Below are 20,478 nucleotides of genomic sequence, written 5' to 3'. Positions count from 1 at the left end.
AAGGGTAAATTTTCATCTACCCCTTTTCTACTTTTAAGATTAATCATATATATTAATAAAACCAGGGGCTTCCACGCTCCTGGTTTTACTTGCTTTTTTTAAAATTATGGACAGCTTTTTTTACCGAACAATTGGTTGATTTAAAATTGCGTAAAGCTTGTCCAAGTGCTTAATCTCATAGGTTGGCGTTACTTCTTCAATTGCCGCTTCATTTTCCCGGTTGATCCAGACAGACGGAATACCAGTTTGATTTGCGCCTAAAATATCTGTCATTCTGTTATCTCCAACCATTAACGCTTCTTCTGGCTTTAACTGACAAAGTTCTAGTGCATGTTCGAAAATCGAGTTATCCGGTTTACCTACTCCAAAGCCGCCGGAAATAATAATATGTTCAAAATAAGGAACGAGTTCAGGCGTAATGTCTAATTTGGTCTGTTGCAAACTTGGTGAACCGTTTGTAATGAGTACCAACTGGTAATCTTCTTTTAGTTTATCAAGCACATCGAAAGTTTCTTCATAGATAAATGGGCTATCTTTTCGATTTTCGACAAACAGTTCAGCAAGCTCTTTGCCCAACGCTGCATCATCAATACCCATTCGCTTTAATCCACCTGTCCATGCATTCTGGCGATACGTCGGAACGATTTCTTTCATCTTTTGAAAAGAGTCCCCTTCATCGTCAAATGTCCCCCACAATCCTTCAAATGGATTAATGCCAATCATTTTCGTATAGTCATACGTTTCATACGTTGCGTATAGTTGGCGTGCTTCTTCACGCACGGCTTCTTCTAACTTCTCTGCATCTAGCGAGTGGCGTTCAGATGCCGTTAGACACGTTTTTTCAAAAGCTGTTTTCACACTTTTTTTATCCCATAATAAAGTATCATCTAAATCGAAAAATATTGCTTTAATCATTATTTACAACTCCCTTTTCAATCAAAAAAATCAGTTTTATTAAGTATACCATGTGGCGTTGATTAAAATCGTTTTCCTCTCCATAAAATTTGTTAACCAATAGAATAAGCAGCCCCCTAAAGAGCTGCTTTTTCCCTATTGAAAGGTATGTTGTTTTTCTCTTGAAGATTTCATATAAAAATCTGTCACTGCGCCGACAGATGCACAAGATACGGTATGCGCATACTTTCCAAGTACACCTTTCGTGTGCAGTGGTGGGGCTACCCAATCTTTTTTCCGCGCTTCAAATTCCTCTTCAGAAACAGCCACTTTAATTTCTTGTGTAATTGAATTTATTGTAATTTCATCGTCATCTTGAATAAAGGCAATCGGGCCGCCGTCTTGTGCTTCCGGTGCAATATGACCAACGACTAATCCATGCGTTCCTCCTGAGAATCTACCGTCCGTTAGTAAAGCCACTTTTTCGCCTAAGCCTTTTCCAACAAGAATTCCAGAAATCGATAACATTTCTGGCATTCCCGGTCCGCCTTTTGGTCCAACATGGCGAATGACGAGTACATCTCCTGCTTTAACTTCATCATTCATAACTGCTTCGGTCGCTGCCTCTTCTGTATTAAAGACGCGCGCTGGTCCAGTATGTTCTGTGACTGAGACACCAGACATTTTTGCGACTGCTCCATTTGGTGAAAGGTTTCCTTTCAAAATGACTAAAGGACCTTCTTTACTGAATGCTTTGTCAATCGGCATAATAATCTTTTGTCCTTCTGCTAGATCTGGTGCTTCTTGCAAGTTTTCAGCAACTGTTTTACCTGTTACCGTTAAGCAATCGCCATGTAAATAACCTGCTTCTAGTAACATTTTCATCACAGCTTGAACACCACCAATGCGATGCAAATCTTCCATGACGTATTTTCCGCTCGGTCTTAAATCAGCGAGATGCGGTGTTTTCTTTTGAATACGGTCGAAATCATCCATCGTCAAATCTACGTCGATTGCATGAGCCATTGCCAATAAGTGCAACACCGCATTCGTCGAACCGCCCAATGTCATAACAACAGTAATTGCATTTTCAAATGCCTCTTTTGTCATAATATCTTTCGGATAAATTCCTTGTTCCATCAAGTGATAAAGTGCATGACCTGCCTCTTCAACATCAGTAAGCTTTTCCGCTGACTCGGCTGGGTTTGAAGAACTTCCTGGTAAACTCATCCCCATCGCTTCAATCGCTGAAGACATCGTATTTGCAGTGTACATCCCACCGCATGAACCTGCTCCTGGACAAGCATTACATTCGATTCTATTCAGCTCTTCTTCATCGATTTGGCCGCTATTTAGTTGTCCTACTCCTTCAAAAACAGAGACAAGGTCAATGCTTTCGCCGCGTAATTTCCCCGCCGCAATCGTTCCACCGTAAACGAAGATAGATGGAACTTCAGCATTGGCAATCGCAATCATACAACCCGGCATATTTTTATCACAGCCGCCAATCGCGACTAAGCCATCTAAATTTTCTCCTCCAACGACGGTTTCAATGGAGTCTGCAATGACATCACGACTTGGCAATGAATAACGCATTCCACTTGTTCCCATTGATATTCCGTCTGCAATCGTAATTGTATTAAAAATCATCGGAAGTGCACCCGCAGCTTCTGCCCCTTTTTTCGCTGCAATTGCTAACTTATCAATATGTACGTTACACGGTGTTACTTCACTCCATGTACTTGCAATTCCTACCATTGGCTTTTCAAAACCTTCATCTGTTAATCCAACAGCCCTTAACATCGCACGGTTTGGGGCTCTTTTTGGACCTTCACTAAATACTTTACTATTAATTCTTAAATCTTTTTTCAATGCTTTCCCACCTCTCCCTCTCATTGTACTCGTAACTTTCGTATAATTCAATATCTTCATCCAAATGACAGCACGGCAAGCTTTTAAATAAAAAAGGCGAAGGAAAATTTACTCATTCCCTCCGCCTTTTCAGCATTTTATTGAATAACATCTTTTATGAATTCTACTTGAGCAAGTCTACTAAACGCTCAATATTAGATACTCATAATACCGCCTTTAGAAGCATTTGTGACAAGCTTAGAATACCTTGCGAGCCATCCTTTTTTAATTTTCGGCTCGAATGGTTTTAAGTTTTCTTGTCGTTTTGCCAACTCTTCATCCGAAATTTTTATATTCATTGTTCGGCTGGGTAAATCAATCTCAATCATATCTCCATCTTCAACTAAAGCGATTGGACCGCCTTCAGCTGCTTCAGGTGAAATATGTCCAATTGAAATCCCACGTGATGCACCGCTAAAGCGTCCATCTGTAATGAGCGCAACTTCTGTTCCAAGTCCACGCCCCATAATCGCGGATGTTGGTGCTAGCATTTCAGGCATACCTGGTCCGCCCTTTGGCCCTTCGTAGCGAATAACGACAACATGACCTGCTTGTACTGTTCCGTCATCGATTGCTTCTTGTGCTTCATCTTGTGAATCAAAAACAATTGCTTCACCCGTGAATGTTGTAATCGATGGATCAACCGCGCCAACTTTAATCACCGAGCCTTCAGGAGCAAGGTTTCCGTAAAGTACCGATAAACCGCCAACAGGACTATGTGGATTGTCTTTTGTACGAATCACTTCAGTATTTGTAATCTCATGTTCACCGACAAGTTCACCCATCGTTTTACCCGTAACTGTCATTCTATCTGGATGAATTGCCCCAGGAATTTTCGTGAGTTCATTTATAATTGCTTCTACGCCACCCGCTTTATTAATATCGTCCATTGAGATATCGGATGCTGGCATTATTTTTGCTAAGTATGGAACCTTTGCGGCGATTTTGTTAATTTCCGCCAAATCATAGTCAATGCCTGCTTCATTGGCAATTGCCAATGTATGAAGGACCGTATTAGTGGAGCCACCCATTGCCATATCCAGTGCAAATGCATCATCGATTGCCTCTTTTGTAATAATATCTCGTGGTTTCACGTCTTCTTTAATCATACGAACTAAATGTTTTGCTGCTTCAAAAACTAATTCTTTACGCTTTTCACTTGTCGCAACAATTGTACCGTTCCCTGGAAGTGTCACGCCTAGCATTTCCATTAAACAGTTCATGGAATTTGCTGTAAACATCCCTGAACAAGATCCACATGTTGGACAAGCATTCATTTCAATATCCAATAATTCTTCAGCAGACATTTTCCCAGATTTATGAGCGCCTACCCCTTCAAATACTGATGTCAAGGAGATTTGTTGCCCCGTTGAGCTAATCCCTGCTTCCATCGGTCCACCTGATACAAATACAGAAGGGACATTTGTACGAGCAGCAGCCATCAGCATACCTGGTGTAATTTTGTCACAGTTTGGAATGTAAAATACACCGTCAAACCAGTGCGCATTAATGACCGTTTCAGCTGAATCTGCAATAAGTTCACGACTTGGTAGCGAGTAACGCATACCGATATGTCCCATTGCAATCCCATCATCTACACCGATTGTATTAAATTCGAAAGGAATCCCACCTGCTTCAATAATGGCTTCTTTTACAATATCAGCAAACTCTCGTAAATGAACATGACCTGGAATAATATCTATGTAGGAGTTGCAAACACCAATAAACGGCTTTTCTAAATCTTTCGGCTTCACCTTTCCTGTTGCGTATAAAAGACTTCGGTGAGGCGCACGATCAACGCCGATTTTAATCATATTACTTCTCATCTGAACACACACCTTTAACATTATGTAGTTTAGTCAATTTCATAATCCAATCTTTTCGCTATGCCGATACCAGATATAGTGGAGTTAAACCGTTCTCCACTATATCTAGTATCAACTTAGCGGTTTTAAGTAATTATGAAATTGACTCAGTTAAACATATATTAAATTGCGTGTTGCCCGCTGTCAACATAGTTATCAAATAAATTAAAACCATCCCTTAATTCCTAAATTTCATTTCTTACAAACCAGGAATCTGCTAATAAAAAAATCTCTCACTCACAAAAGTAGTAAGAGATTTTTATGTTCATAATTTGCGAATCGTAAAGTTGTCATTAAGTAATAACCAATTTTGCGGGAATGCAAGACCTAATTTCCAATACATAATGCCACCTAGTCCTAGTTCATTCATTAAATTAAATTTCGCTTGGATGCTTCTCGCATCTTCGAACCAGACTTCGTGTAAAACTCCCGCAGCGTCTGTATATTGGAAAAAAGGTGCTTGCGCTTGAAAATCATATTGAATTTCCGCCCCGTTTTGCAAGGCGATTTGAATGGCTTGTTGCGGACTGACGGCACGAGCAGGCGGGCCTCCTTGGGGAGGAAACGGGAATGTCCAATCATACCCATATAAATTTTGACCTAAAAAAATCTTTTCGTTCGGTATGACACTTGCCGCATAGTTCATGACACTTCGGACAGGTTGTATTGGACTTACTGCTTGGGGGTCACTAAACGTATATCCCCATTCGTAAGTCATAATCATGACATAATCCAAAATTTCTCCTAATGCTGCATAATCATGTGCCCCGTAAATGCCTGTTCTAACATCAGATGATTTTGGAGCGACAGCAGCCGATATTCGCAAACCAGCCATACGGAAACGGTCTCGGGCTTTACGTAGAAAATTAGTATATAGCTCGCGATCTTCGGGATAAAGTAGCTCGAAATCAAAGTGAATATCCCCGTATCCTTCATCATTCGCGATTTGAATTAAATTTCCAAACAACTGATTTTGAGCTGCGTCATCGTTAAAAATTGCACGCGCTAAATCAGCACTAAACGCAAAGTCTTCTAGATTACTGACAACGAGTGCATTCGTCACGCCTGCTTCATTTGCAATTTGCAAAATATTCGCCGTAGGAGGCGGAGTTAATGAGCCATCCCGATTGACTTGGTAACTAAACATGCCTAGAAAGGTTAAATCGCCTACACGATTCCTTACTTCATTAATCATCGACTGGGATACAGGTGTTCTCGGCTCTACATATAAAAAACTATTAATCGGGCGCTTTTGCTTTGTCGGTATTCTTAATTGCTGTCCAATTTGTAATACTGTATTCGGGGATATGCCATTTATCCTGGCTAACTCTTGATAGCTGATGCCATATAAATTTGCGATACTATATAACGACTGACCCGGTTGAACGACATGAAAACTTCCTTCGACTGGAATGACTAGCGCTTGCCCCGTCACTAGTTGAGATGGATTTGGAATTTCATTTGCCGACGCAATCTCTTCAGGAGAGATGCCGTATGCCCTTGCAATCCCATAGATACTTTGCCCTCTCTGCACAACGTGAATTTGCAAATACATCATCTGCCTTTCTTATTAAAAAAGCATTCTTTTCTATGTTTATTAATTTAGCAAGTTGAATATGCATCCTTGCCTCAGAAATCGATGGTAAATGTCTTTCAAATTTATCTCTAATACTTTTTCACTTAAATAATTAAATTTTGTATAACTTTTCTTGGGCGTTCGCATAGACTAAAAATGAGTGTGTAATTTCTAACTAAACCAATGAAAGAAGGGGAACATTTGAGTTTTAAAAAGTGTGTTCGAAATTTTTTTTATGCGAACTTACTATTGCTCGTTGTTTTTACTTTTCTCCCAATTTTAATCCTTTACCCTGATTTGGAAATTTTTCAATCTAGCCTCAATCATTTGAATAAGGATTGATGATGACTCCCTCCTGAATGGCAATTTTGTGATTTTCACTGTTCATACACACATATTTCTACATCACTTAGCCATACTAAGCACGCTGCAAAAATTTTAGTGACAACAGGAGGATCATAAAATTATGCATACTGAACCGAATAACCAGCCCCATAATATGCAAACAGGTTTTGTACCGCCACAAATGAATCACGGAGGGCATGAACTGTTTGACGTACATGAAGTCTTGTCCGCAACAATTGGGGCGTTAAACCAATCAATGATTTTACGCCCACATGTCAAAGACCCTGAATTACTTGATATTTTGGATCGCCAATACCGCTTTACGTTAGATGAATACAATATTACCGTGGAAGCTTTTAAAACGGGGAAAGACCCTTCTCATCCGACTGGTACGTATATGATGAAACAGGAAAATGACTTTGTTTATGGGATGAAACAATCTCAACCTAAATCCCCTATGCAACCAGGCGCTGAAATTACTGACGAAATGATTTCCGGCTTTTTGCTAGGTTCTGCAAAAACAGGGGCAACAGCACGTGTAGCTGCTGCGCTCGAAACTTGTAACCCGGTGCTACGCCGTGTACTTGCTGATTCCGTACCAAACTGTATTGAAATGGCATATGAACTATCCATTTACCAAAATAAACATCATTATTATCAAGTACCACAACTTGCAACCGAAGATATGCAAGGCCTTTTAAATGCTTATGCGACGAGTCAAGGTCAACCTAGTATGCCCCCACCAACGAATTTACAATGAAAATAATTAAGCCAAGCAAAAAATGCTTGGCTTTTTTTTCGTTAACCATTAAGTAGACCATTGCAGTAGCGAAATAAACAAGGTATCATTTAAGTTATCATTATTTTACGAAAGAATGGGTGAAGCAGATGCGCGTTGCAATATTCGACTTTGACGGAACTTTATATTCAAAAGAAACGTACCAAATTCTGATGGACCACTTAAAAGAACATCCTCTCTATCGCAAAAGGTATCCCCAATTTATGAGGTCGATATTACCGCCATATATCGCCAGTAAAGCAAAACTTTATCCGACCGAGAAAATGCGTGAACGTTCTATGCAAATTTACTTAAATGCATTAAACGAACTGACAATTGAAGAAGCTGATATTTATTTTGAACAAATTGCTCAAAAAATGCGCGAAGACTTCAATGAAGCAGTTGTTGATAAAGTGAAAGAACACGCTTCAGATGATTTTTATTTGATGTTGGTATCAGGTGCATACACACCTTTACTACATACGGCAGTTCAAGGGTTGCCTTTTGACACGATTATTGGGACAGATATTCCCGTGACAAATGGAAAAATCACTTCAAAATCACCAGTTTATCATATTCAAGGAACAAGAAAAAACGAGAAAATTCAACAAGCTTTACAAGGTAAGAAAGTAGATTGGCAAAACAGTATTGCCTATGCAGATAGTTACTCTGATTTATCGGTCTTAAGTTTAGTCGGCAATCCTGTTGCCGTTCAACCCGAACCAAAACTTCAAACAATCGCGGAAAGGCGAGAATGGACCATTCTATAAGTACAATGAAAAACACCAATCTTTTTAATCAGAATGAACTGCAGACGATTGGTGTTTTTTACTACGAAAATAAAAAAGAGTACACGGACGATTGTCGTGTACCTTTTCGAGAATTACGCGATATTATAAAATGACTTTGCTTTTTCCAAAAACGGCAGGTCTTCATCTAGTAAATCTTCTTCATGGTGAATTGCGTCAACTGGACAAGCAGCCACACAAGCACCACAGTCGATACAAACATCTGGATCGATAAAGTATTGATCTTCTCCTTCTTCAATACAATCTACTGGACAGACGAGAACACAATCTGCTGCTTTTTCAGTAATACATGCTCCTGTAATGACATAAGCCAATCATAACGCCTCCTTCTCATCAATTTACTCGACTTCTATGTCTATACAAATAGTTTAATATACTTTACTGGAAATAAAAACCGAAATGACTTTGATTTTGTCGGATAGAATTTTCCCTCTGGACTTTTTGTTATAGATAGGGTATAATAAAGTATTGTTAGAAATGGTAACATACAATACTTGATACTCTGGCATTCTACGGAATGTTTTTAATGATTCTTATTCACACTGGCGCGACTTTGGGGTCGTAAGGACGTAAGAGTAGGTAGGGCTTACGTTGTTTAAGGGAAGAAAACTCCCCAGTGGAACAATTACCGCGGTTTAGAAAGAAAAACTTTCTATAATGATAATTCGATAATACGAATTTTAATAACATAATTCAACAATGGTTGTTACCGAGGAACTCAGCACTAAAGGTCTAAATGTAGCTTACTTTGACCGAGTTGATTAGTACGTTCAAAGTTCCTAAATAAAAATAAAGGGATATGCTCCTATTTGAGCATATCCCTTTTCCAATTTATTTCCACTCGTAAGGCGTCTCTTGGTAAACATAATAATTAAGCCAATTCGAAAAAAGTAAATGTGTATGTGAACGCCACGTATTTAACGGTTGGTTCGCCGGATCATCATTCGGGAAATAATTTTCCGGTACGTCAATTGTTAACCCTTTATTTATATCACGTTCATATTCTTCCCCAAGTGTCCCCGCATCATATTCTAAATGTCCTGTAAGCATAATATGCTTTCCATCCTCAGACATAATCATAAATGCGCCTGCATCTTTTGAATGTGCAAGTAATTTAAGTTCAGGATGCTCTTCAATCTCTTTCATTGAAACGTCTGTATACCTTGAATGCGGGACGTTGAATTCATCGTTAAATCCTCTTACTAGTTTTATAGTCGGATCAGATAACTGATGTTTATACACACCCGAACATTTCTTTTCCAATGGGAATTTATTAATACCATAATGATAATAAAGTGCTGCCTGTGCCCCCCAGCAAATATGTAAAACAGATGTCACATTGTCTTTTGACCATTCCATAATATTCGTTAACTCTTCCCAGTAATTCACATCCTCAAAACGTAAATGCTCGATGGGTGCACCAGTTATAATGAGTCCATCAAATCGACGGTTTTTCACATCTTCAAAAGTCTCATAAAAATTGTCTAAATGTGATTTACTAATATTTTTCGATTCGTGGGTCGCTGTATGTAAAAATGTTACATTGACTTGAAGCGGTGTATTTCCTAAAAGGCGTAAAAGCTGTAATTCTGTCCGTTCCTTTTCCGGCATTAAATTCAATATTGCAATGTTCAATGGACGAATATCTTGTGTCGATGCACGTTCTTCATCCATCACAAATATTTTTTCTTCCTTTAGTAATCGACGCGCTGGTAAAGCTTTCGGAATATTTATTGGCAACTTTCTCTCTCCCTTTTTAATTTGGAATCTTTCAATTAGTATACACTATTTTCTATTGATTTGGAGAAATCTAACTTGTTCAGTTTGTTTTTTTCTTCTGAAAGGGAACATAGTATGAGAATGGGACCTTAGCAAACCAAAATAAGCACTTAACAATCGATGAACTTATTGGAACATCTTCATAACCAAAAAACGTTAGGCACAAATTCTACTCTTTGTGCCTAACGTTTTTGTTCATTCAATGCTTTTCGCACGTTCTTTTGTTTGTTCATCACCTTTAGATGATGCATTTACATTTATAAACTTTGTCATATAAGCGGAAGTTGCTTCGTATCCTTTACCAATTTTTTCGCTGAGGAAATTAGTCCGTTCATATAAAATAGAACGGAAATGATCAATCTTCCTTAATATTTTTTCCGCCAACGCTTCTTGATTTTCTAATCGTTCGATTACTTCTGTTTGAAATGCTTCATGATTTGATAATTTCTCCGACATTTCTTTTTGCAAGTTGAATTGTTGTTCAATTTTCTCAGAGAGCAACTTATTTTCTTCATGCAATTGAGCCATAGATTTTACAGCTTGCTCATCGTCGTCATATCGCCTTTGTTGGTTATCATACAATTCTTCGATATGATAACGGATGTTTGCAATTCTTCTCGCCTGTATGCTCGATTGTTTTTTATACGTATTTTCGATTTCTTGCAGCGATTTATACAATCTATCATTTGCTCTTTGCTGTGCTATCATCATTTCAGCAATATCATCTTGTCGATATATGTCTTGATTCGGCTCAATGAGTTCATCATCATTTTTAAATATTTTTGGGTTTTTGTCTAGATTCATAAATAAACCCATTCCTTCTCCTCCCTCTTTTCTTTATCGTATGCACGTAAGTTGTAAATTGGGAGTTAGAAATCGAGTGACTACTTATGACAAAGCTTTTAATCCAACGACGCCAATAATGATAAGCCCCACGCTAATGATTCTTCCTATACTTTTTGATTCATTAAAAACCACCATGTTAATGAGCACCGCTCCTGCCGTTCCAATCCCTATCCACACTGCATAAGCGATACTAACTTGTAAATATTTAAAAGCAACATATAAAAAGGCGAACGAGGCAGCAAAACCCAACCCGTAAATGAGTCCATTTCGCCATGTTTTTTTCTGACTATACATTTTTAGACCAATAACCCCAACGACTTCACTCATTGCAGCCAATAAAACAAACAACCATCCCATTGCTATGCAAGTCCTTTCTCTCTCTCTTCCTCATCAGCTTTATCGGCTAAATTTAATCCGATGACACCGATAACTAAAATAATAATAAACGCGACTTTGCCAAACCCTAAACTGCCGCCAAATAAAAAAACATCCATAAGGGCAGTACCAACCGTACCAATTCCGGCAAAGATAGCATAAACCGTTCCTGTCGGTAGTTCTTCACATGCTTTCGTTAAATAGTGGAAGTCTATAAAAATAAATACCACAATCAATATCCAATGCCACCAACTATTTGCCACATTAAATCCATATATCCATACCAACTCAAAAAAGCTTGTTAATGCGACATACATCCATTTCTTCTCCAAAATAACTCCCTCTACCTTCTAGTGACTGATTGTCATTCACTTGGTTTGTAAAATAAAAATGGAAATCGTTATGACACGATACCATTCGCACTGGCTGGACGCGTTCATTCTAAACTTTGCCCCCAGCCTCATACTTTATTGCTTTACACCTAATGCATGAAGCAAAAATAACAACACTTCTTCTTTTTGACGATTCACTTCTGTTTCATCGGTCACGTCATACAAATACACTTGTTCAGCCGCAGATTCCACTAGCCCAATTAATAGCTTGGAAGTTCGCTCGATATTTATCGTATCTCGTACCACTTTTGCTTGTTCGGCTTCTATTAGGAGTGCGCTGATCCATTGATAAAACGGGGCATAGACAGTTTCCCACACTTTTAAATGTTCGGTGGACGCTAACCCTGCATAAATCAGCGCTTGAATTTCATTATACTCTCGTGCAACAAGAAATATTGCCTCTACTAATTGAGCCAGTTTCTCTTGAAATGGCGCACCCTCTTGCACGGTATCTTTCACAATATCCATCGTTTTTTCTACCATCACTTCTGCAATCGCAGGCATCAAAGCAAGTTTTGATGGAAAATATAAATAAAAAGTGCCTTGTGCAATGCCGGCATTTTTCACAATATCAGAAACAGTTGTTTTATCAATTCCTTTTTCTTGAAACATCTGAATCGCTGCATGAACAATGTTCTCCTTTTTACTCATCAAATTTCCCCTCCAAACAAAATGACTGATTGTCATTCATTATAAAATTTATTTAAATTAGAAGCAATGGAAATGATTAACGGGTCATCGCCTATTGTGTTTTACCTTTCCTTCCTGTATACTAACGTTACAAGCTGCATTGTTCGTATTACAATTAAGTTTTAACCTTTATACAGTAAAAGGGAGTTTTACATCGAAATTGGAATGGCATGCTTTACACATTATTTGTAGAGACAGACAGGAAAATTTCTGCAAGCACCCACTTGGAAAAGTGTGGTTTAAAACTTTCTAAATAAATACGGCAGAGGCGGCTTTGTACATAAGTCTATCCAAGTCAGTTTCCTAGTGAAACTGACTTTTTTATTATTTATTAACGATTATAATTTTTCACAGGAGGTCATAGATGTGAAAAGGGTTTTTGTGACAGGTTATAAACAACATGAACTAGGCATATTTGACGATAAACACCCTGGTATCTCCATTATTAAAAAAGCATTAAAAAGTCAATTTATCTCATTAATTCCTGATGGATTAGAATGGATTATTGTCAGTGGACAGCTTGGGGTAGAACTGTGGGCGACTGAAGTTATTTTGGAACTTCAAGAAGAATACCCTCAGTTGAAGTATGCTGTCATCACCCCTTTTATTGATCAAGAGCAAAATTGGAATGACGCCAATAAGGAAAAGTATCAATCCATGTTGGTTCATGCAGATTATCAGGTGAGCCTAACCTCTACACCTTATGAAGCGCCTTGGCAATTTACTGAAAAAGATAAGTTTTTGATTCGCAATTCTGATGGGATGGTGCTTGTCTATGACGCTGAAAATGAAGGTTCTCCAAAATTTGTAAAAAGATTAGTCGAGCGCTATATGGAAACTGCAGATTATCAATTAATAACCATCACTGCTGACGATTTAAATTTTATTGCTGAAGAAGAGCAGCTGAAAGAATGGTATGAATAGGAACATTACACACATCTACTAACATACACTATAAGATGTTGCAAAGTTGAGTTAGGAGTGGAATAATGCACATTTATGCACATCGTGGTTCCTCGGGGACCTACCCGGAAAATACATTAGCCGCCTTTCGGGATGCAGCCCAATTACCAATTACAGGAATTGAATTAGATGTTCATCTTACAAATGATAACGAACTTGTCGTGATTCATGATGAAATGATTAATCGAACGTCGAATGGTCAAGGTTTTGTGAAGGATTTAACAGTAGACGAGCTAAAAACGTATGATTTTGGAATTCGTTTTTCAAAAGCATTTCAAGGAGAGAAAATCCCTTTATTGGCAGAAGTGCTCGAAATTTTTTCAGACACTAATCATCTGATCAATATCGAACTTAAAACAGATGTTATACGCTACGAAGGCATTGAAGAGAAAGTGCTACAACTCATTCACGAAATGGGAATGGCACACCGCGTCATCATTTCTTCATTTAACCATCAATCCTTCCAAATTATAAAAGAGTTGGACCCACACATCCAAACTGCTGCACTCGCCATGAAAGGGTTTGCCGATCCTTTTCATTATTTACACGAAATCCATGCAGATGCGCTTCATATTTCTCATCGGGCAATTCGGAACCCATCGATTCAACAATTAATCGCCCAAGGTGTTCCTGTCCGTGTCTTTACAGTGAATAAACCAAGGACAATGCTGGCATTAAAAGAGATGGGCGTGCAAGCGATCTTTACAGACTATCCGGAAAAAATGATGGCTTACTTAGATCATTAAATGCAAAAAAGTAAAGATGGTAATCCCTCTTTACTCTTTTTATTTTGCTTAATATAAAATGGAAACAATTAAAATAAATCCAACTATCAAAAGGAATATGAACGCCGATGGAATAATGACGGTTAATAAACCTTTCCACGAAGAAAAGCGATGTGCTTCCGCAACTGCTTTCACAGTTAGGAAAATACTCCAAATAGATAGAATTAGCGCGATAAATCCAGATAATAAGATCCATAATACTTGAAATGTTGACAGTTGAACGTCCATAAATAGTTTCTCACCTAAAAACAATAAATCCAATACGTACAAAATAATCGATAATGCCAAAGGAATATAAGCAGCAGCAATTCCCATGCTCATTTCTTTAAAAGTCGCTTTACCACCGAACAATTTACCGATTAACAACATCATTCCAGATAAAAAGAACCAGCCGATTAATCCGGCTATTGCACCCCCGATAAACGCAAGGAGTAAAATAGCTGGAATGGCCATGTGTTCTCCTATATTGTCATCCATTGCTTTATTTAAGACATTCGTTACGCCTGTAAGTATTGCCAAAACGCATGCTATCATAGTTCTTTGATTTTCAATGAACGAGCGTATCGCCGCTCTTGGTGAATACCAAATCGCTGTCCAAGGATTGACCTCGTTTTTTAGCTCTGACTCATCATGGTACATACTCTTCATTCATGACCACCCTTTCCATCTCGCTTCTATTCTACGGGTGATCAAATGAGAAGTTTCATGAAATTGTCAACTCACAACTTTTCTCTTAGTTCAGCTTCAGATAAACCTTACCAAAGTCATGCATACTTTTTATACGTTACTGCCCACTCATCTTCGTTCTTTTGCATACTCGTCCCGATCCACCCTTCTGCTAAAAGGGCTTGCTGTTTATTCGTATCGGCCATTTGAATAAAGACTTGATCCAGGGCATGCTTTTCTTCTTGTTGTAAGTCTTTCACAAACACATACCTCAGCATATCGTGATACTTTTCTTTTAGCGCAACAATTTGTAAACCGTGTGCAAACTTATCTATTAGGCTCGCGATATTAAAAGGTGCTACCGTTGCACAAATATAACGATACTTCTTTGTATCAATTTCATTAAAAATAATTTCTCCTAATAATTTTTGTAGGCCATTCCCTCGAAAACTTGGCAACACATTCGACACTTCGGAGTAAATTACGGATGCCCACGCTTCTTTTGCAAGTCCTGCATCCTCACCTAAATGGTCTTCTTCATTTTCATCAGGAATTAAAAGCGCTCTAAATGCGACTAATTCTTCTTCGTGAAAAGCCCCTATCATCAATCCATTTCCCGTTAATATATGTGAAAACTCCTCTTTGGATAGTGGTTGTAAAAAAGACTCTGTCGTTAATGATTGAATGACTTCCAATTGGAGTGCTTGAATTGCCTCGATATGTTCCACTGTACATTCTTTAATCGTTATTTCTTTTTTATTTTTCAAGATATGTTTTTGATTCATGATGAAACCTTCCCTGTAAAGCTTGTTAATTTTTGTAATTGTTGTTCATCCACATCAATACCGAGACCTGGTTTTTCATTCAAACGGATAAAAGGAACGTCATAATGCAAGTTGCCGATATCTTCTTTAAACTTTAACGGTCCTGTTAGTTCAACACTCGTCATCACTCTTTTGGAAAAAGCGACGTGAAATCCAGCAGCAGATCCGACAGAAGACTCAACCATTGATCCAACTTGACATTCCATGCCCGCCATTTCAGCCATATGTGCCAGTTTCATCGCAGGGTAAATCCCTCCGCACTTCATTAATTTAATATTGACCTTGTCTGCAGCACGTTTCGCAATAATTTCTCTCATCTCACGGACACCGCGCAACCCTTCATCAATCATTAATGGCGTATGTGTTTTCGCCTTTACTTCAACCATGCCGTCGATATCATCTGCTAGGACAGGTTGTTCAATCCAGTCGAGTGCACAATGTTCTAACTTTCGAAGACCTAGTAATGTATTACCACTATTTATCCAACCTTGATTGACATCAACACGAATGGCGATTTCTTCACCAACACGTGCTCTCACCGCTTCAATTCTTCTCACGTCGTCCATCACTTGTTCGCCGACTTTCATTTTCAGCGAACGATAACCCGCCGCGACTCTCTCTTCCGCTTCGTTAGCCATATCTTCAGGAGAAGCAATACTTAACACATGTGTAATTGGAAATTCCGCGTGATACCTCCCGCCCAATAAATCATAAACGGGAACACCTAAATATTTTCCAACAACATCATAACAAGCAATATCTAGCGCCGCTTTAGCAGTCGGTGCCCCGTAAATGGCAGCATCCATAATATCGTGAATTCGTTCCATATTTTTCGGATTTTCGCCAATTAATTTTGGTGCCAACGTATTTTTAATCACTTCAAACGTAGATGTCCAACTTTCACCCGTTACATGCTCGTCTGCAACACCTTCCCCATACCCGACATGCCCTGTATCTGTCGTGATTTTTACAATAATAGAAGGCATATCGTCAAAACGGGCATAGCTAATCACAAATGGTTCGTATAGCGGTAGACGAATCCCAAATATTTCTATATCAGTAATCTTCATCTTCATCAAATCCTCTCGTACTTACTGTCTGGTTAGAACTTTTTTTACAAGTTTCTAACTTATCCTATCGTTTATTTTATCCTAATTCAAAAAATTCTCCTTACATCGCGCTAATATTACAAATATATTACATTGGTTGTCTTTGTATATATTTTAGTAGCCGTGGTTACTACTACTCTAAAGGCGAAATGCTCTTATGGCCAGGAGCAGCCTTTTGGAATATGAAAATGTTGAATAGTGTTTACAAATTTTAAGAAAAACAAATTTTTCTTAAAGAGGAGGAAACAATTTTATGCAAAAACATATCGTAGGTCTAATGCTTGCACTCGCATTAGTCATAGGGTTGACTGGCGGACAAGCTACAGTAGAAGCGTCGACTTCCACGTACAAAGTTGAAACCGGCGAAACATTATGGGACATTGCACAAAATAATGATATTAGTGTAGATGACTTGTTTACTTGGAATGAATTAGAATCAACCCTTATCTTACCTGAACCAGAAAAAAAGATTGAAAGTAAAAGCGGCACATATATCGTCCAAAAAGGGGATACACTCTATGAAATCGCAAGTGCCCATCAAATTTCCTTATCGGACTTGATGAATTGGAATGGAGTATCGGGTCATTTAATCTACCCCGGACAAGAACTATCGGTAGATGGCAAGAATCCAAAAGCACCACCCAAAAATGTCGCAAAGGCGGCAACTCCATCTACTCCTGCCACGGAAAACAAAACAACAAATGAGCCAGCAAAACAACCTGCTCAAAATAACAACGCATCAAATAACACAACAAATAATACTGCAAACAATTCAACCGCAAACAAGCAAGTTCCTGCGTCGGCATCCGGGAGAGAACTGACGGTCACTGCTACCGCCTATACAGCATATTGCCAAGGTTGTTCCGGAACAACCTATACCGGAATCAATTTACGGGCAAACCCACATCTCAAAGTCATCGCAGTGGATCCGTCCATCATTCCCCTCGGCTCCCGTGTATGGGTTGAAGGTTACGGCGAAGCAATCGCTGGAGATATCGGCGGTGCCATTAAAGGGAATATCATTGATGTCTTCATTGAAAATCAACAAGATGCATTAAACTGGGGACGTCGAACAGTACAAATTAAAATTTTGGATTAATTTATGAGGAAGACAAAGTCGATGACGACTTTGTCTTTTTTATTTTGCTAGAAGGATATCGAGTTTTATAGTAATCAGGAAGTCAGCGCTTTTTAATTCCTCGATAAATGCTATCATGAATATATACAGTAATGCTCTCTCCGAAGGAAGTGTAAATAATGAATGAAGATCATTATACGTCCGAAGAATTAACCGAAGAAGAGTTTAATGAACTAGTATTGGAGGCGCAACAAGAGGCATTAAGAAAAGCTAGACTTGAAAAGGAAAATCCAAGAACAAAACGGCCTTTTCCAAGATGGATATTCTGGTTAATGGCGCTCGTTCTTACGTTTAGTACATTTTCTGCTATTTTTGAAGTGTATTCTATCCCCGCGATTGAATTTCTGAAAACGTCTGCAAAATTATCCCAAGACGAAGAAATCGCTCATTTCAAAAAATCAGTGGTCGTTGTCTCAACTGATGACGGGAAAGGAACCGGATTTTCGATTTCAAATGATGGAAAAATGATTACAAATTATCATGTCATCGAAGGGAATGACCGCGTAACCGTTTCATTTCCCGACGACGGACGATTCACGGCGACTGTTGTTGATACCTTCCCGACTATTGATCTTGCTGTCCTTCAAGTCGATGGTACAAAACTTCCTTTTTTAACTGTTGCTAATGCAATGGATTTTACAACAAATGCACCGATACGCTTTATCGGGAATCCACTCAGTTTTCATGGGATTGCCAATGAAGGGAAGATGCTCGATTACACAAAGTTGACTGACTGGGATAAAGAAGTGATGATGATTCAAGCACCTGTCTATCGTGGCAATAGCGGAAGTCCAGTCTTCAACGTAAAAGGTGACGTGATCGGTGTTATTTTTGCGACGATGAACCATGATACATACGGAAAAGTCGGTCTCGTTGTGCCAATCGATTACTTCCATCAGGCTAATGAAAAACCAGGTGAAGAATAAGGTTCTTCACCTGGTTTTTACACTTCTATCACGATAGGCAATATCATAGGCCTTCTTTTCGTTTCAACATATAACAGCTGCTCGGTCGCTTTTTTCAGTGTTTGTCTAACAACCCCTTGCTGATTTCTGTTCACACCTTGCAATTCAGCCACTTTCTTAATAACTAAATCATTCACTTCTTGTATCAGTTCTTCTGCATCACGTCTATATACAAATCCTCTAGAAATGATGTCTGGATTAGAGACAAGTTCGCCATTGTTCCGATTAATTGTCACCACAATTACAACAATGCCTTCTTCAGATAAAAGTTTCCGGTCGCGCAGGACGACATTGCCGACATCGCCAATGCCTAATCCATCTACAAAAATATGCCCCGAATGCACCGTCTTCGTTTGACGAGCTTCTCCATTTGTAATTTCAATGACATCGCCGTTATTCATAATGAAGATATTATCGAATTCAACGCCGACAGATTCGGCAAGTGAGCGATGCTTATGAAGCATTCTAAATTCCCCGTGAATCGGCATAAAATATTTCGGTTTCATCAGCGTTAACATAAGCTTTAATTCTTCCTGACATGCATGCCCAGAAACATGTAATCCCGTACCACTTCCTGAACCATAAATAACATTTGCGCCAAGATGCAATAAATTATCAATCACTTGTGACACGTTTTTTTCATTACCAGGAATTGGTGATGAGGCAAAAATCACCGTATCGTCAGAATGTATCTTCACTTGACGAAAATTAGAAGTCGAGAGTCGAGACAATGCCGCCATCGCTTCCCCTTGGCTTCCCGTACATAATATTGCGACTTCTTCCGGGTCAAATTGGTCAATATCCTGCTTTTCAATTAACATGCCTTCCGGAATATGCAAATAGCCAAGCTCCTCCGCTACAGACACGACATTCACCATACTTCGACCGAGTAAAGCGAGTTTACGATTTGTTTTATGTGCAGCGTCTACCACTTGTTGGACACGATGAACATTTGACGCGAAAGTAGAGATAAAGATTTTTTTCCGTGCTTTTCTAAACTCTTCTTCAATCTTTTTGCCAATCAGCCGCTCAGATGGGTTAAAGCCCGGTCGTTCTGCGTTTGTACTTTCTGATAATAAAAGTAACACACCTTTTGAACCGATTTCCGCCATTTTATTAATATCCGCATAATCATTGTTAATTGGCGTAAAATCAAACTTAAAATCGCCGGTATGTACAACGACTCCCTCAGGCGTATGGAAGACAATTCCTAAACAGTCTGGAATACTATGGTTTGTTTTAAAAAACGTCACATCCATCGTCCCGAAGTTCAAGCTTGAGTCCCCATGAATAAGCTGCAAATCTGTATTTCGTAAAAGTCCATGTTCCTTTAATTTTATATTAATTAGTCCGAGCGTTAATCGCGTTGCATACACAGGAACGTTAATTTGCTTTAAAAAGTAAGGAATGCCGCCAATATGGTCTTCATGTCCATGTGTAACGAGGAGTCCGCGGATTTTCTCCCGATTTTCTTTCAGATAAGCAATATCTTGGATAATTAAGTCTACCCCTAACGAACTTTCATCTGGAAACTTTGAACCACAGTCTACGATAACAATGTCATCGTCATATTGAATTACATACATATTTTTTCCAATTTCATTTAATCCACCTAATGCAAAAACGGATAATGTTGTCAAAGATAATAACCTCCTTGTAACGTTTTCTGTTATTTTTCATCTAACTATTTCATCTTCATAAATAAACTCGTGCAAACTTGATAAAAGTATGCCCTCAAAGAAAGATATTATGAGTACCTGATTGCAAA

The 20,478-nt window shown here is 38.7% G+C and carries 20 protein-coding genes and 1 other RNA gene; 7 read left to right on the top strand and 14 right to left on the bottom strand.

Annotated elements, in window-relative coordinates; all coding sequences use genetic code 11:
• Positions 1-120 precede the first annotated feature (120 nt).
• The 4 genes from BI350_RS05790 to BI350_RS05775 form a co-directional block, all read right to left on the bottom strand.
• Entirely contained in the window at positions 121-915 is a 795-nt protein-coding gene (locus BI350_RS05790; protein ID WP_075527227.1) for an HAD family hydrolase, read from the bottom strand.
• Between the two features lie 135 nt (positions 916-1,050).
• Positions 1,051-2,766 carry a dihydroxy-acid dehydratase gene (ilvD, locus tag BI350_RS05785; protein ID WP_075529256.1) on the bottom strand — a complete coding sequence of 572 codons (1,716 nt, stop codon included), beginning with the start codon at positions 2,764-2,766 and terminating at the stop codon, positions 1,051-1,053.
• A gap of 194 nt (positions 2,767-2,960) precedes the next feature.
• Positions 2,961-4,631: a dihydroxy-acid dehydratase gene (gene ilvD / locus BI350_RS05780; protein ID WP_075527226.1), complete on the bottom strand. Its 1,671-nt coding sequence runs from the start codon at positions 4,629-4,631 to the stop codon at positions 2,961-2,963.
• 304 nt (positions 4,632-4,935) lie between these two features.
• Complete coding sequence (locus BI350_RS05775) at positions 4,936-6,225, bottom strand: glycoside hydrolase family 18 protein (RefSeq protein ID WP_342672206.1); 1,290 nt, start codon at positions 6,223-6,225, stop codon at positions 4,936-4,938.
• Positions 6,226-6,712: 487 nt separating this feature from the next.
• On the opposite strand from BI350_RS05775, the gene BI350_RS05770 reads away from it, so the two are divergent.
• Entirely contained in the window at positions 6,713-7,351 is a 639-nt protein-coding gene (locus BI350_RS05770; protein ID WP_075527225.1) for a spore coat protein, read from the top strand.
• A 128-nt stretch (positions 7,352-7,479) separates the two neighbouring features.
• Positions 7,480-8,139, top strand: a complete 660-nt coding sequence (locus BI350_RS05765) for an HAD family hydrolase (RefSeq protein ID WP_075527224.1) — start codon at positions 7,480-7,482, stop codon at positions 8,137-8,139.
• 113 nt (positions 8,140-8,252) lie between these two features.
• Here BI350_RS05765 and BI350_RS05760 read toward each other — a convergent pair whose 3' ends face one another.
• The 6 genes from BI350_RS05760 to BI350_RS05735 form a co-directional block, all read right to left on the bottom strand.
• Positions 8,253-8,492, bottom strand: coding sequence for a ferredoxin family protein (locus BI350_RS05760; protein WP_075527223.1), 240 nt, complete (start codon positions 8,490-8,492; stop codon positions 8,253-8,255).
• 517 nt (positions 8,493-9,009) lie between these two features.
• The gene (metA, locus tag BI350_RS05755) at positions 9,010-9,918 is read right to left on the bottom strand and encodes a homoserine O-acetyltransferase MetA (RefSeq protein ID WP_075527222.1); all 909 of its coding nucleotides are present in this window, start codon (positions 9,916-9,918) and stop codon (positions 9,010-9,012) included.
• A 234-nt stretch (positions 9,919-10,152) separates the two neighbouring features.
• The gene (locus BI350_RS05750) at positions 10,153-10,773 is read right to left on the bottom strand and encodes a hypothetical protein (RefSeq protein WP_075527221.1); all 621 of its coding nucleotides are present in this window, start codon (positions 10,771-10,773) and stop codon (positions 10,153-10,155) included.
• A gap of 72 nt (positions 10,774-10,845) precedes the next feature.
• Complete coding sequence (locus BI350_RS05745; protein ID WP_075527220.1) at positions 10,846-11,160, bottom strand: DMT family transporter; 315 nt, start codon at positions 11,158-11,160, stop codon at positions 10,846-10,848.
• Positions 11,161-11,162: 2 nt separating this feature from the next.
• A complete protein-coding gene (locus BI350_RS05740; RefSeq protein WP_075527219.1) occupies positions 11,163-11,510 on the bottom strand; it encodes a DMT family transporter in 348 nt (115 codons plus the stop codon).
• A gap of 135 nt (positions 11,511-11,645) precedes the next feature.
• Positions 11,646-12,224: a TetR/AcrR family transcriptional regulator gene (locus BI350_RS05735; protein WP_075527218.1), complete on the bottom strand. Its 579-nt coding sequence runs from the start codon at positions 12,222-12,224 to the stop codon at positions 11,646-11,648.
• A 125-nt stretch (positions 12,225-12,349) separates the two neighbouring features.
• Between BI350_RS05735 and ssrS the strand changes: the two genes are divergently transcribed.
• The 3 genes from ssrS to BI350_RS05720 all read left to right on the top strand — a co-directional run bounded on the left by ssrS (position 12,350) and on the right by BI350_RS05720 (position 13,969).
• Positions 12,350-12,539, top strand: a non-coding RNA gene (gene ssrS, locus BI350_RS05730) — 6S RNA.
• Positions 12,540-12,620: 81 nt separating this feature from the next.
• Positions 12,621-13,184, top strand: coding sequence for an SLOG family protein (locus BI350_RS05725; RefSeq protein ID WP_082295161.1), 564 nt, complete (start codon positions 12,621-12,623; stop codon positions 13,182-13,184).
• A 65-nt stretch (positions 13,185-13,249) separates the two neighbouring features.
• Positions 13,250-13,969: a glycerophosphodiester phosphodiesterase gene (locus BI350_RS05720; RefSeq protein WP_075527216.1), complete on the top strand. Its 720-nt coding sequence runs from the start codon at positions 13,250-13,252 to the stop codon at positions 13,967-13,969.
• Positions 13,970-14,017: 48 nt separating this feature from the next.
• On the opposite strand, the gene BI350_RS05715 is transcribed toward BI350_RS05720, so the two are convergent.
• The 3 genes from BI350_RS05715 to BI350_RS05705 all read right to left on the bottom strand — a co-directional run bounded on the left by BI350_RS05715 (position 14,018) and on the right by BI350_RS05705 (position 16,568).
• Positions 14,018-14,656, bottom strand: coding sequence for a Yip1 family protein (locus tag BI350_RS05715; protein ID WP_075527215.1), 639 nt, complete (start codon positions 14,654-14,656; stop codon positions 14,018-14,020).
• 116 nt (positions 14,657-14,772) lie between these two features.
• A complete protein-coding gene (locus BI350_RS05710) occupies positions 14,773-15,459 on the bottom strand; it encodes a GNAT family N-acetyltransferase (protein ID WP_075527214.1) in 687 nt (228 codons plus the stop codon).
• Positions 15,456-16,568, bottom strand: a complete 1,113-nt coding sequence (locus tag BI350_RS05705; protein WP_075529254.1) for a mandelate racemase/muconate lactonizing enzyme family protein — start codon at positions 16,566-16,568, stop codon at positions 15,456-15,458. The genes BI350_RS05710 and BI350_RS05705 overlap by 4 nt, the downstream gene beginning before the upstream one ends.
• A gap of 292 nt (positions 16,569-16,860) precedes the next feature.
• Between BI350_RS05705 and BI350_RS05700 the strand changes: the two genes are divergently transcribed.
• Both BI350_RS05700 and BI350_RS05695 read left to right on the top strand, forming a co-directional pair.
• On the top strand, positions 16,861-17,706 hold the full coding sequence (locus tag BI350_RS05700) for a LysM peptidoglycan-binding and 3D domain-containing protein (protein WP_075527213.1): 846 nt from the start codon (positions 16,861-16,863) through the stop codon (positions 17,704-17,706).
• A gap of 158 nt (positions 17,707-17,864) precedes the next feature.
• The gene (locus tag BI350_RS05695; protein WP_075527212.1) at positions 17,865-18,671 is read left to right on the top strand and encodes a S1C family serine protease; all 807 of its coding nucleotides are present in this window, start codon (positions 17,865-17,867) and stop codon (positions 18,669-18,671) included.
• Between the two features lie 17 nt (positions 18,672-18,688).
• Here BI350_RS05695 and BI350_RS05690 read toward each other — a convergent pair whose 3' ends face one another.
• Positions 18,689-20,350 (bottom strand): ribonuclease J, encoded by a 1,662-nt coding sequence (locus tag BI350_RS05690; protein WP_425423241.1) that lies wholly within the window; start codon positions 20,348-20,350, stop codon positions 18,689-18,691.
• Positions 20,351-20,478: the final 128 nt, after the last annotated feature.

Origin of the sequence: Sporosarcina ureilytica (assembly GCF_001753205.1) — a bacterium.
In the GTDB taxonomy this organism is placed as follows: domain Bacteria; phylum Bacillota; class Bacilli; order Bacillales_A; family Planococcaceae; genus Sporosarcina; species Sporosarcina ureilytica.
Note: the sequence above shows the minus strand (reverse complement) of the source record. Positions and strands in the feature narration are given on the sequence as shown.

Coding starts and splice junctions, on each gene's coding strand:
- BI350_RS05775 (WP_342672206.1), bottom strand. CDS start 6,225: ATGTATTTGCAAATTCACGTTGTGCAGAGAGGGCAAAGTATCTATGGG.
- BI350_RS05700 (WP_075527213.1), top strand. CDS start 16,861: ATGCAAAAACATATCGTAGGTCTAATGCTTGCACTCGCATTAGTCATA.
- BI350_RS05745 (WP_075527220.1), bottom strand. CDS start 11,160: ATGGGATGGTTGTTTGTTTTATTGGCTGCAATGAGTGAAGTCGTTGGG.
- BI350_RS05710 (WP_075527214.1), bottom strand. CDS start 15,459: ATGAATCAAAAACATATCTTGAAAAATAAAAAAGAAATAACGATTAAA.
- BI350_RS05715 (WP_075527215.1), bottom strand. CDS start 14,656: ATGAAGAGTATGTACCATGATGAGTCAGAGCTAAAAAACGAGGTCAAT.
- ilvD (WP_075527226.1), bottom strand. CDS start 4,631: ATGAGAAGTAATATGATTAAAATCGGCGTTGATCGTGCGCCTCACCGA.
- BI350_RS05765 (WP_075527224.1), top strand. CDS start 7,480: ATGCGCGTTGCAATATTCGACTTTGACGGAACTTTATATTCAAAAGAA.
- BI350_RS05790 (WP_075527227.1), bottom strand. CDS start 915: ATGATTAAAGCAATATTTTTCGATTTAGATGATACTTTATTATGGGAT.
- BI350_RS05750 (WP_075527221.1), bottom strand. CDS start 10,773: ATGGGTTTATTTATGAATCTAGACAAAAACCCAAAAATATTTAAAAAT.
- BI350_RS05705 (WP_075529254.1), bottom strand. CDS start 16,568: ATGAAGATTACTGATATAGAAATATTTGGGATTCGTCTACCGCTATAC.
- BI350_RS05720 (WP_075527216.1), top strand. CDS start 13,250: ATGCACATTTATGCACATCGTGGTTCCTCGGGGACCTACCCGGAAAAT.
- BI350_RS05770 (WP_075527225.1), top strand. CDS start 6,713: ATGCATACTGAACCGAATAACCAGCCCCATAATATGCAAACAGGTTTT.
- BI350_RS05695 (WP_075527212.1), top strand. CDS start 17,865: ATGAATGAAGATCATTATACGTCCGAAGAATTAACCGAAGAAGAGTTT.